The organism is Haloglomus salinum, from assembly GCF_024298825.1.
Taxonomy (GTDB): Archaea; Halobacteriota; Halobacteria; order Halobacteriales; family Haloarculaceae; genus Haloglomus; species Haloglomus salinum.
This window is the reverse complement of sequence record NZ_CP101153.1, coordinates 4,164,103-4,175,234: the sequence shown is the minus strand read 5'-3', so window position 1 is coordinate 4,175,234 and position 11,132 is coordinate 4,164,103. Positions and strand designations below refer to the sequence as shown.

The following is an 11,132-nucleotide window of genomic DNA, read 5'->3' as shown; positions in this document are numbered from 1 at the left end:
ACGGACGTGCCGTACGGGCCGTGGAAAACGTCTCCCGTCCGGGTCCTATCCGTGCCGGCTCCGGCTTCTTCCGATTCCACCCGTCGAGCGCCAGCACTGCGCCGTACGATTCCGGTTCCGCCCACCCGCTATTCTGCCGAGGGCACGAACCCGCCGAGGGAACCGCTTAAGTCCGCGGATACCCGACAGGACGGTATGTCAGTACAGGCGCGCCCGCGCGGTGGGAGCGCGTGAGCCTCTCGTACCCGGTCGCCTCCGACCACCAGCTCGCCCGGCTCCTCCAGATCGGAATGGTGCTGGAGGAGGTCGTCGAGGCGCGCGCACACAAGCACTTCGAGTCGCTCGACGACGACGAACGTGATGCAGAGCTGGAGGCGCTCCTCGAGGAGGCCGCCGAGGAGTCCGCCGGCCACCGTACCGAACTGGAGTCGCTCGTCGACGAGCTCGAGGGCGACCCGGTCGCCTACGAGGAGATCGAACAGCTGGTCGCGGCCCGCTACGAGTCCGACACGGACACCGACGGCGTCCTCTACGACCAGCTCGCCAGCGAGGAGACCGCCTACAAGTTCTACGACGACCTCATCACCGCCATCGAGGGCTCGGACGTCCGGTTCAGCGTCGACCGCGACCGACTGCTCGAGACGCTCCGGGGCATCCGCGAGGACGAGGCCGAGGGCGTCGAGGAGGTCACCCGACTGATGGAGGCCCGCGCATGAACACACAGAACCAGTATCTCAAGGCGATCTACCTGGTCCAGGAGCAGGAGGACGGCCCCGCCTCGACGGGGAAGGTCGCGGACGCGCTCGATGTCTCGCCGGCCTCGGCCAACGAGATGATCGGCAAGCTCGAGGCTGCTGGCCTCGCCGACCACGAAAAGTACAAGGGCGTCGACCTCACCGACGAGGGCATCAAACGGGCCCGCGACGCGCTCCAGACCTACTGCATCATCGAGCGCTTCCTCGTCGAGGTGCTGGAGGTCGAGGAGTTCCGCGCCGAGGCCCGCCAGCTGGAGTCGGTCATCGACGAAACGGTCGGCGACCGCCTCGACACCATCATCGACCGGGACCCCGCGTGCCCGGACTGCTTCGACGCCGAACTCGACGTCTGCTGTCACCTCGTCTCCGACCTCGATATCGACCGCGAGGTCGAGTCCGAGGCGGCGGACTGATTCGTTCCACTTTCACTCCGCCTGGCTGATTTTAAATCCGATTCCGAGCGACCCGAATCTATGGGTCACCGATGTCCGACCTGTGAGAAGGAGTTGACGGCCGAGCGGGGGATGCGCCAGCATCACACGAAGGTCCACGACGAGTCACTCCCGAACCGGACGTGCAAGGGATGTGGGACGGAGTTCTACGACGAGAAGGCGAGGCTGGCGTTCTGTGACGATTGCAATCCGGAAGCCGGTGAACACAACGGCAACTGGAAAGACGCGAAGGAGACGACTACCTGTGAGCGGTGCGAAGCGGCGTTCGAGTTCTATCCCTCGGACAAGGAGGGGTCTACTGCCCCAACGTGTGTGGATGAGATGAACACCTTCGTCGGAACGCCTTCGTACGAACTCAGGGACGTGGAACGTCTGGAACGGGAGTGTGACTACTGCGGGACTGAGTTCACTGTCTTGGAGTGCGATGCCGTCTACGGGGAGGACGATTCTGTTGCAACGAGTGTCAGAACAACTGGATGTCAGAGAATTGGCGGAGAGAGGACCACCCCGCGTGGGGCGGTTGAGACGCTGGAACTTCGTATGTCGGCGATTGGCACGCTCTGCGCCGGAAAGCACTGACACGGGACGATTACGAGTGCCAACGGTGCGGTGCGGACGAGTCGGAAATCGGTCGGAACCCGGACGTTCATCACATCACGCCGATCCGGGAGTTCGACAACTACAACGATGCACAGGAGTTAGATAATCTCATCACGCTGTGCCCTTCGTGCCACAAGAAGGTCGAACACGGCACGGTCCCCGTCCCCGAGACTGGAGCGTTTGAGTAAGACCTATTTTAGCAGAACCCGGAAACATTAACGCGAAGCCCTGTGGTGTAGTGGCCAATCATAGAAGCCTTTGGAGCTTCTGACAGCGGTTCGAATCCGCTCAGGGCTACATTTCGATTATACGTGCTTTATATCCAAAGATATGTCCGTATTATATCTGTGCCTGGTGCTGGGAATAAAATCTGCAGCGGGCCGTATCGAATGGAGGTAGAGACCGTTCCCGCTTTCACCACCCTTATTCGCTGGTGCCCGGTGACGTAGCCCATGGCACCCGAGGACAACGAGCCCGTACTCGACTGGCCGCTGCCGGTCGGGGAGCCGGGGCGGGAGGTGTGGTACTCGCTGGTGAGTCCGACCGACGACTCGGTCGCGTTCTGGTACCGGTACACGCTGCTGTCGACGGAGGGCGGCCGGCAGGAGGGCCGACTGTGGGCCGCGCTGACCGACCGGGAGGACCCCGACCGCTCCGTGTTCGTCACCCGGTCGGTCCCGTTCGAGCAGGTCCGCGCACGCGGCACGCCCTCGTTCTCGCTGACCATCGACGACGACGAACTCACGTCTGCGTCGGCGGTCGGCTCGATTCCGCTCGACGCGGACGGTGACGGCGAGGACGCCGACCACGGCGACCCCGGCCACGAGGGCGGCGAGGTATCCTGGGACCTCTCGTACGACCCCGACCCATACTCGTTCACGCCGCTGCGGAGCGAGCGCCTGACGAACGCGCTGGCGAAGACCGTCGGCACGGGCAAGCACTGGAGCGCCAACGAGGCCGTCCGGATGGACGGCGAGGTGACCGTCGGTGACCGTACCATCGAGTTCGAGGACGCGCCCGGCCATCAGGGGCACACGCTCGGCTCCTCGCCGCCGGACTCGTGGACCTGGATCCAGTGCAACGACTTCGAGGACCGCTCGGTCGTGCTGGAGGCGCTCGACATCGAGGGGACGCTCTCCATCTGCCTGCGCCGGGACGGCGAGGTCCACGCGCTCAACCGGCTGAAACACGTCGTCGGCCCGAAATCGAACACCACGGAACACGACGAGCCGGGATTCTGGCGGTTCTCCGGCAGCGGCGAGGGCGTCGACCTGCGCGTCACGGTGCGCGCCCCCGAGGACGTGAAGTGGCAGACCGTCTCCTACATGGCGCCCGACGAGTCGCTGCGCTACAACGCCCACTGCTCGCTGGCCGACGTGACGCTCACCTACACCCTCGACGGCGATGCGCCGGTGACGCTCGAATCGTCCGCCGGCCGGGCAGAGTGGGTAGGTGCGGAGCCGCCGCTTCCGGACCGCGAGTACCCGCCCGAGTGGTAGCTGGGGCCCTGTCACTGCCGGGAAGACTTATAGAGGCGACGCCGGACAGCCCTCGCATATGGACGACGCCCTCCACGAGAAGCTCGACCGTATCGAACGCCGCCAGTGGTACATCCTCGTGCTCCTGCTCTACCCGTACCTCGCAGGCGGTACGTGGCTCGCCACCGAGAACCCCTTCCTCGCGGCCGCGGCGGCGGCGCTTGCCATCGTCGTGGCGGCGTACCTGGTGGCGCTCGTCCGGGCGCGGACCACCAGCTCGGGCGGCGACGACGCCGAGACGGAGACGGCTACCGAGTGATATCGCAGAACGGCTCGGGCCCGGGGGTCGCGTTCAACCCAGCCGGAACGACGGCTCCTCTTCCTCCTCGCCGTCGTCGAGGTCCTCGAGGTGGATGACCTCCTCGTTCTCCTCCTCCTCGAGGCGCTGGGAGAGCTTCGTGACGTACTTCTTGTACTCGTCGAGCTGTTCACGGAGGTGCTCGGACTCCAGTTCGAGGCGCTCGTGCTCGCGGACGAACGACTTGGGGACCTCGACCTTCGGCGGGAAGGATTCGGCGGGCGAGGTGGTCGAGTCGTCGAGCTGGTGCTCGGGCACGACCTGGACCTGTCCGTCGTGGGCAACGAGCATCTCGACGTAGTCACGGAAGACCGCCGAGAGCGAGATGTCGCGCTCCTCGGCGATGCTCTGCAGGGCCTCGAACGACTCCTCGTTGACCCTGAAGGAGATGGTCTTGTTCTTGTTGCCCATCGTGCCAATGTTTCGTCGCTCTTCCTACTTCAACGTTCGTCAGACGCGCGTCTGCCGCGCGTGGCTGCGGGGTCGTCCCGCCCCCCGGCCACCTGATACCGCAGGCAGCCGGCGAGACAGAGCGTGAACCCGTAGAGCGGCACCGTCCCGACGGTCAGGAGCGGCGTCAGCACCGACAGGAGCGCATCGTGCATCGGCGCCGGTAGTCCGAGTGCTGTCAGGCCGGCACGAACGTCGTTCAGGTACACCGTCGCCATCGCCAGCGCGGCGCCGACCGTGAACAGCCGCCGCCCCGGCCCCTCGAACAGGTAGAGCAGCGGGACCAGCGGATACGCGAGGACGACGTAGTAGATGGGATACGAGGGAAGCGCCAGCAGGATGCCGGCGACGATAGTGAACGTGGCGACCAGTCGCCGGCGCGTCGTGTCGACCCGCCAGCACCCGACTGCGACGACCGGTGCCAGCAGCGCGACCGCCCCCACCGTTCGCGCCACCGGTGAATCCGGGAACAGCAGCGACAGCGGCCGTCGAACCGTCAGGAAGGTCGCGTTCGGTCCCAGCCCCCCGGTGAACGCTCCCCGGGCGGTTCGCGGCAAGAGTGCCTCCGTCACGTACGCGACCGTCACCTCCGGCCCGAGGACGAGGCCCGCAGCGAGCAGTCCGCCCCCCGTCGCGACCGCCGCTCCCACCGCGCGCCACGCCCGCCGACGAACGAGCCACAGCCCGAATCCGGCCGGAAACACCTTCACGAACGCCGCCAGCCCCAGTGCGCTCCCCGCGAAGTCGTCCCGACCGGACGCCAGCGCGACGAATCCGACGGCGACGGCCAGCGCGAGCAGCAGGTTCACCTGCCCGAACACCAGCGACGGCACCGTGTAGATGCCACAGACGACGAAGCCAGCCACGAGCATTCGGTCGACACGCCCGAGCGACTGGCCGTGTCGCTCGACAGCCCGGACGAGCAGCCACGCAAGCGCCAGCCCGCCGGCCACCGAGAGCGCGGTGAAGACGGCGTACGCCGCCCCCAGCGGCAACAGCGTGAACGGGACGAACGCGAGAACGGTGAGCGGCGGGTAGAGGTAGACCAGCCAGTCGACTCCGACCGGCGACTGGCCGTACAGCGCCCCCCCGGCCAGGAACGCCTCGGCAGTCCCGTAGTAAACCTGGAAGTTCAGCGCGACCTCGCCGGGTGTCACGACGGCGGTCCGGACGAGCGAGGCGAGGCCGAACACCGTCCCGAGCGCGAGGACGACCCGGGCGCCGGGGTCCGGCGAATCACGGGGCACGACCGGCCGGTGACGGGCGTGGCACTTCGCGCTGCCGGTCCCCGGTCGACCCACGCCGCTCTCCGCTGTCCCGCCGGTGCCCGCGGGTTTATCGCCCACCACGTGCAACCCGCACGCATGGGACTGGACGTCGAGCCGCCGGCGCCGCCAGAACTGGAGCCGAACCTCGACCCGGACGAGTACGACGACGCCGAGGTGCAGGGCGACGACTACCGCCGCGACGAGCTCCAGACGTTCCTCGAGGAGGGGGCCTGGGACGAGGCGTTCGCGGAGTGGACCGAGACCGCGCAGATGGACGCGGCCGACTGGGAGATCGCGCTCGACCTCGAGTTGCCCTCGCGCTTCGACTTCTTCTGGGACGACTTCGCCGACCGCGTCGGGTACCACGCGCCCGGCCTCCCCGAAGACTGGAAGGTCCGCGACCTCCACCCCGACCTCGACTCGTGGGGCACCGTCTCGGCCATCAACGCCGGGCTCACGGAACTCGGGCAGGTGGTCTGCGAGGTGCTGAAGGAGGAGTACATCGACTGGGAGGCCGACTACGAGCCGCCCGAGGACCTGCCCGACTTCGACTGAGCGGCGGATACGGACCGGTGCGTGTCACTGGACCGTGATGGCGTACGAGAGCGTCACGGGGTCGTCGACTGGCTCGACCAGCAGCGCGGTCGCCCCGTTGCCCGTGGTGAACGGCCCGAAGTCGAACGCTGACCATCCGTGGAACGAGGCGAACAGGCTCTCTTCGCTGCCGTCCCAGTAGGACGCCAGCGCGCTGGCATCACCCAGATACCAGTTCACCGACCCGCCGTCGACCGCCTCGCCCGCGAAGGCCATGGAGACGGCGGTTCCGGTGTCGACCCGGCAGAGGTACCCCGTCTCCCGGTCCGAGACGACGACCGTCCCCGTCAGCGATTCGGACGGGCTCTCGCTCACCGTCTCGAACGGAGTCCGGGCCGTCGGTGTCGGCGGGCCGGCTGGTGTCGGTGTCTGGGTCGCTGTCTCGGTCGTCGTCGGTCGGGGCGTGGTCGTCGAGGGGGCGACGGCCGTGCTCCCGCCACCGGTGCCACTGCTGCCGCCACCAGCAGCTGCGCTCCCGCCGTAGCTTCCACCAGAACTCCCGCCACCGTTCCCGCCACTGCCCCCGCTACTGCTCCCGCCCCCGGCGCCACCGTACGTCGAGTCCGTCTTCGGTGCCGGCCGTGCCGTCTCCGTCGGGGTCGGTGACTCGCCGGTTGGCTCCGGGGTCGCGTGGTCGCCCCAGCCGTCCGGGGACACCTGCGTGTCGGTTCGCTCGGGCGAGGCGGTCCGCGTCGGGGACGCGGTACTCGTCGGGCTGGGGGATGTCGTCCCGGTCGCCGTCTCGGTGGGTGCTGGACTCGTGCCGCCCGGCTGTCCCATCCGATTCGAGAACTGTCCGTCCTCGGCGCCGACCGATTCACGGTCCAGCGGGGCGGCCTGGTCGGCGACGAACGAACAGCCACCCAGTACGGCCGTCGCCACCACGCCCGCGTACCGCGCCAGCGTGCCGCCTTCCGTGCCGTCGGCGTCGGCTTCGGCCGGCGTCGACTCGTCGGGACGGGTCATTGCGTGGTCGCCTCGCTCAGGGTCTGGGTTGCGGCGACGTGCCACTCCCCGTTGTACCAGACGGCCGGCGAGATGTCGCTCCCGTCGACGTGGTACCCCTGGTCCCCTTCGAAGCTGCCCTCGACCGGCGCGAGGTCCTGCGGGAGGATGACACCGTCACTTCGCACCCGGGTGCAGCCGTTCGCGATGGGGTCCTTCGCCAGCAGCTCGACCTCGGAGCAGTTGTGCGACGGGATGTGGACGTCGGCGTCAGCGCACCCGAACAGCGCGATACCGCCGTCGCCGTACCGACGCATCGTGCAGTTCTGGACCACCACGTGCCGGGAGTCGTGGACGTTGATGGCCCGTTGCACCCAGTCGTAGGAGTGCGTCGTGGTGCGCGGGTTGATGCCGTGCAGGTAGCAGCCCTCGATGACGAGGCCGTGTGCGTTCTTCCCGTACACCTCCAGCGGGTAGTCCTCGTCGCGGGCGTTCCCCTCGATGTAGACGTTGCTCAGGTGGATTCCCTGCCCGCTCCGGATGTCGAACCCGTAACTGTGGTTCAACTCCGCGTCGCCACCCTGCACCTTGGTCATGAAGCCGCGGAGCCGGAAGCCGACGCCCTGACACGCCATCGCCTTGCAGTAGGCGTAGTTCGTGGCGTGTGGGCTCGCGGCCGTGAACTCGCGGAAGCCGTCGCCGCCGGCGTTCCAGACCTGACAGTTCAGAAACGTATTCCCGAACGAACCCAGCGAGTCGCCGTCGGGACCGGTTCCCTCCTCCAGCGTGATGCCGTGGCTCCCCGTGTCGTAGACGACGAGGTTCTGGAAGAGGTTGTGTGGCGCCCCCTTGATACGCAGGCCGACGTTCCCCCCCACCAGCTTCAGGTTCTGGAGCATCGGGTGGTTCCGGTAGTCGTACTGCGCGACGCCCTCGACGTGGAAGATGTCCTCGCTGGCGTGGCTCGCGTCCACGACGGACCCCGAGGGATGCCCGCCCGAGACCATGACCTCTTTCTCGCTGTAGTCGAGGACGATGGGGAACGCCTCGCCCGACGCCTCGGCGTCGTACGAGGAGTGGACGTAGACCGTGTCACCGTCGTGGGCGTCGTTCCAGGCCGACTGGATGGTGTCGTAGCCGTCACGGCCCACTATCATGTCGCCACCGAGAATCGTTCGGTCGGACCCGAGCACACAGGCCCGGGCGTGGGGCTCCTCACTGGTAGCGGTGGTGGTTGCCAGCGATGCCGAGGACGACCCGGTGGCCCCGGATGCTTGCTGTCCGTACATCCCGACGGCCCCGAGGACCCCCGTGGTCTTGAGGAACGATCGGCGAGTTGCTGACGGCGGCGTGCCTTGCATACCTGTAGGGAGCTACTCACCACCCATAACTGTTCGATAACCGACAACTAACCCGGGGCGCTTACCAGCGTGTAAGTGGACCGGAGAAGCAGGGGCAGAAAGGGGAGTAGCGAGAGCCCGTTCCCCTGGGCTCGAAGACGCCGTGGGAACGACCTCCCACGAGCCGTTCGAGCCCTCGCTACGCTCGGGCTCGAAGACGCTCGCGGACGCGCTCGGTGAGGTCCTCGCGCAGTTCCTCGACCTCGATTTCCTCGAGGACGGGCACGTAGAACCCCTCCACGAGCATGTTCTTGGCGAGGCGCTCGTTGACACCGCGGGACTCCATGTAGAACAGGTCCTGCTGGTCGACCTGTCCGACCGTCGCGGAGTGACTGGCCTCGGTGTCGTGGTTGTTGATGATGAGCTTCGGCGAGGCGTCGGCCTCGGACTCGTCGCTCAGCATCAGCGTGTTCTCGCGCTGGTAGCTGTTCGTGTCCCAGGCTTCGCGGCCGACGTTCTGGACACCCTCGTACACCGAGCGCGCCTCGTCGTCGATGACGCCGCGCGTGACGAGGTCCGCGGTGGTGTGCTCGGCGTTGTGCCAGACACGGGCGTCGATGTCGAAGTGCTGGTCGTCGTGGCCGTAGAAGGCACCGACCATCTTCGTCTCCGAGGAGTCACCGTTCAGGTGGGTCTCGACGGAGGACTTCGTCAGGCGCGAGCCGATGTTCACGTCGATGAAGTCGACCTGGCCGTAGGTGTCGACCTCGGCCTCCTTCAGCTGGTAGTTGTACGTCTCCTGGTCGAGGTCCTGCAGGCTGCCGTACTGAACGTAGGCGTTCTCGCCGCCCACGATTTCGGTCAGCCCGGAGTAGTACCGCGAGCCGTCCAGGTCCTCGCCCGTCTCCTGGCGCTCCAGGATGGTGACCGACGAGGATTTCTCGGTGACGACCAGCGTGTAGTTGAACAGCGACCGACCGTTCATCGTGGTCCGGATGGTGACATCCTCTGCGTCGACGCCCTCCGGGACGTAGATGACCGTGCCCGTGCTGAACAGCGCCGTCGACAGCGCGGTCAGGTAGTTGGTCTCAGGGTCGACGACGGAGCCGAAGGCGTCGCGGACGAGGGACTCCTCACGCTCGACGGCCTCGTGGAACGGGAGGACGTCGATGCCGTCGTCGGCCTCCCATTCTTTCTCCTCGGTCTGTGAGAACGGGTCGACCATCGACTCGTAGTCGAGGTCGGCAAGGTCCGTCCACTTGCGACCGGGCGTCTGGATGACGTCCGGGAAGGGGAGCTCGTCGAGTGCCTCCAGAGCGTCGAGGCGCTGCTGGAGCAGCCACTCGGGCTCGTCGCGGCCCTCGCTCAGCTCGCGGACCGTCTCCTCGCTGATGGTCTCCAGTTGTACCGACATCAGCCCAGCGACCCCTCCATCTCGAGCTCGATGAGCCGGTTGAGCTCGACGGCGTACTCGATGGGCAGTTCCTCCGTGATGGGCTCGATGAAGCCGGCGACGATCATCTGCTTGGCGTCGTCGTCGTCGAGGCCGCGCGACTGCAGGTAGAACACGTCCTCGTCGCCGATCTTGCCGACGGTCGCCTCGTGAGCCACGTCCACCTTCGACTCCTCGATCTCCATGTACGGCATCGTGTCGGAGGTGGACTCGTTGTCGAACATCAGCGCGTCACACTCCACGCTCGTCGAGGAGTTCTCGGCGCCGTCGGCGATGTGGACGAGGCCGCGGTAGTTGGTGCGGCCGCCGTCCTTCGCGATGGACTTGGACTCGATGGTTGACTTCGTGTTCGGCGCGTTGTGGTAGACCTTCGCGCCGGTGTCGATGTCCTGACCCTCGCCCGCGAACGCGATGGTGATGTGGTTGTCCGTCGCGCCGGGGCCCTTGAGGATGGTCGACGGGTACAGCATCGTCGCCTTCGAGCCCATCGAACCGGAGACCCACTCCATCGTGGCGTCCTTCTCGGCGATGGCGCGCTTCGTGTTCAGGTTGTACGTGTTCTTCGACCAGTTCTGCACGGTCGAGTACTGGACGTGGGCGCCCTCCTTGACGAAGACCTCGACGCCCCCGCTGTGGAGGTTGAACGAGGAGTACTTGGGGGCGGAACAGCCCTCGATGTAGTGGACCTCGGAGTTCTCCTCGGCGATGATGAGCGTGTGCTCGAACTGGCCCATCCCCTCGGAGTTCATGCGGAAGTACGCCTGGACCGGCATGTTCACCGTGGTGTCCTCGGGGACGTAGACGAACGAGCCGCCGGACCAGATGGCGCCGTGGAGCGCGGCGAACTTGTTGTCGCTCGGCGGGACGCACTTCGTCATGAAGTGCTCCTTGACGATCTCCGGGTGCTCCTGGACTGCGCGGTCCATGTCCATGAAGATGACACCCTTCTCCTCCCACTGCTCCTGCATGTTCTGGTAGACGATCTCGGACTCGTACTGGGCGCCGACGCCCGACAGGGCGTTCTTCTCGGCCTCCGGGATGCCCAGCTTGTCGAACGTGTCCTTGATGTCGTCGGGGAGGTCCTCCCAGTCGTCGACGCCGCCGCGCACGTCGATGTCGGGGCGGATGTACGGGACGATCTCGTCGATATCCACTTCCGAGAGGTCCGGCTGGCCGGGCCAGTCGGTCGGCATCGGCATCTCCTGGAACTGGCGCAGCGCGCGCAGGCGCCGCTCCAGCATCCACTCGGGCTCGTCCTTGTCCTCCGAGATGACGCGGATGGTCTCCTCGGTCAGGCCCTTCTCGGACTTGAACGCCGAGGCCTCCTCCTTCTTGAACTCGAAGCGGGCCTCGGTGTCAGTCTCCTTCAGGTGGTCTTGATCTGAACTCATGATGTGTGTCTCTTGTTTACGTCTGTATGCTCATTAGCCTGTGCGTAA

General features: G+C 66.6%; 13 protein-coding genes and 1 tRNA gene. 8 read left to right on the top strand and 6 right to left on the bottom strand.

Translation table 11 applies throughout. The annotated features are described in order from the left end of the window. The first annotated feature begins 230 nt into the window (after positions 1–230). The 7 genes from NL115_RS20445 (at position 231) to NL115_RS20420 (ending at position 3,604) form a co-directional block, all read left to right on the top strand. A complete protein-coding gene (locus NL115_RS20445; RefSeq protein WP_254822730.1) occupies positions 231–716 on the top strand; it encodes a ferritin-like domain-containing protein in 486 nt (161 codons plus the stop codon). Continuing rightward, complete coding sequence (locus tag NL115_RS20440) at positions 713–1,168, top strand: metal-dependent transcriptional regulator (protein WP_254831160.1); 456 nt, start codon at positions 713–715, stop codon at positions 1,166–1,168. Before NL115_RS20445 ends, NL115_RS20440 begins: the two co-directional genes overlap by 4 nt. Positions 1,169–1,228: 60 nt before the next feature. Beyond that, positions 1,229–1,786: a hypothetical protein gene (locus NL115_RS20435; RefSeq protein WP_254831159.1), complete on the top strand. Its 558-nt coding sequence runs from the start codon at positions 1,229–1,231 to the stop codon at positions 1,784–1,786. Then, entirely contained in the window at positions 1,768–1,995 is a 228-nt protein-coding gene (locus NL115_RS20750; RefSeq protein ID WP_350355331.1) for an HNH endonuclease, read from the top strand. Before NL115_RS20435 ends, NL115_RS20750 begins: the two co-directional genes overlap by 19 nt. A gap of 36 nt (positions 1,996–2,031) precedes the next feature. After that, positions 2,032–2,104: transfer RNA gene (locus NL115_RS20430), tRNA-Gln, on the top strand. A gap of 155 nt (positions 2,105–2,259) precedes the next feature. Beyond that, positions 2,260–3,306: a hypothetical protein gene (locus tag NL115_RS20425; protein WP_254831158.1), complete on the top strand. Its 1,047-nt coding sequence runs from the start codon at positions 2,260–2,262 to the stop codon at positions 3,304–3,306. Positions 3,307–3,364: 58 nt separating this feature from the next. Then, positions 3,365–3,604 carry a hypothetical protein gene (locus NL115_RS20420; RefSeq protein ID WP_254831157.1) on the top strand — a complete coding sequence of 80 codons (240 nt, stop codon included), beginning with the start codon at positions 3,365–3,367 and terminating at the stop codon, positions 3,602–3,604. A 33-nt stretch (positions 3,605–3,637) separates the two neighbouring features. Here the strand turns inward: NL115_RS20420 and NL115_RS20415 are convergent, their stop codons facing one another. After that, complete coding sequence (locus tag NL115_RS20415) at positions 3,638–4,054, bottom strand: DUF8146 domain-containing protein (protein WP_254822724.1); 417 nt, start codon at positions 4,052–4,054, stop codon at positions 3,638–3,640. 29 nt (positions 4,055–4,083) lie between these two features. Then, entirely contained in the window at positions 4,084–5,340 is a 1,257-nt protein-coding gene (locus NL115_RS20410) for a glycosyltransferase family 87 protein (protein ID WP_254831156.1), read from the bottom strand. Between the two features lie 117 nt (positions 5,341–5,457). Between NL115_RS20410 and NL115_RS20405 the strand changes: the two genes are divergently transcribed. Continuing rightward, entirely contained in the window at positions 5,458–5,916 is a 459-nt protein-coding gene (locus NL115_RS20405) for a DUF7992 family protein (RefSeq protein ID WP_254831155.1), read from the top strand. Positions 5,917–5,940: 24 nt separating this feature from the next. Here NL115_RS20405 and NL115_RS20400 read toward each other — a convergent pair whose 3' ends face one another. From NL115_RS20400 to sufB, 4 genes are all read right to left on the bottom strand, one after another. Beyond that, positions 5,941–6,921, bottom strand: coding sequence for a hypothetical protein (locus NL115_RS20400; protein ID WP_254831154.1), 981 nt, complete (start codon positions 6,919–6,921; stop codon positions 5,941–5,943). Beyond that, entirely contained in the window at positions 6,918–8,261 is a 1,344-nt protein-coding gene (locus NL115_RS20395) for a right-handed parallel beta-helix repeat-containing protein (protein WP_254831153.1), read from the bottom strand. Before NL115_RS20395 ends, NL115_RS20400 begins: the two co-directional genes overlap by 4 nt. A gap of 178 nt (positions 8,262–8,439) precedes the next feature. Next, entirely contained in the window at positions 8,440–9,654 is a 1,215-nt protein-coding gene (gene sufD, locus NL115_RS20390; protein ID WP_254831152.1) for a Fe-S cluster assembly protein SufD, read from the bottom strand. Continuing rightward, positions 9,654–11,084, bottom strand: a complete 1,431-nt coding sequence (gene sufB / locus NL115_RS20385; protein WP_254831151.1) for a Fe-S cluster assembly protein SufB — start codon at positions 11,082–11,084, stop codon at positions 9,654–9,656. The genes sufD and sufB overlap by 1 nt, the downstream gene beginning before the upstream one ends. Positions 11,085–11,132: the final 48 nt, after the last annotated feature.

Coding starts and splice junctions, on each gene's coding strand:
- NL115_RS20440 (WP_254831160.1), top strand. CDS start 713: ATGAACACACAGAACCAGTATCTCAAGGCGATCTACCTGGTCCAGGAG.
- NL115_RS20435 (WP_254831159.1), top strand. CDS start 1,229: ATGGGTCACCGATGTCCGACCTGTGAGAAGGAGTTGACGGCCGAGCGG.
- NL115_RS20425 (WP_254831158.1), top strand. CDS start 2,260: ATGGCACCCGAGGACAACGAGCCCGTACTCGACTGGCCGCTGCCGGTC.
- NL115_RS20420 (WP_254831157.1), top strand. CDS start 3,365: ATGGACGACGCCCTCCACGAGAAGCTCGACCGTATCGAACGCCGCCAG.
- NL115_RS20415 (WP_254822724.1), bottom strand. CDS start 4,054: ATGGGCAACAAGAACAAGACCATCTCCTTCAGGGTCAACGAGGAGTCG.
- NL115_RS20405 (WP_254831155.1), top strand. CDS start 5,458: ATGGGACTGGACGTCGAGCCGCCGGCGCCGCCAGAACTGGAGCCGAAC.
- NL115_RS20400 (WP_254831154.1), bottom strand. CDS start 6,921: ATGACCCGTCCCGACGAGTCGACGCCGGCCGAAGCCGACGCCGACGGC.
- NL115_RS20395 (WP_254831153.1), bottom strand. CDS start 8,261: ATGCAAGGCACGCCGCCGTCAGCAACTCGCCGATCGTTCCTCAAGACC.
- sufD (WP_254831152.1), bottom strand. CDS start 9,654: ATGTCGGTACAACTGGAGACCATCAGCGAGGAGACGGTCCGCGAGCTG.
- sufB (WP_254831151.1), bottom strand. CDS start 11,084: ATGAGTTCAGATCAAGACCACCTGAAGGAGACTGACACCGAGGCCCGC.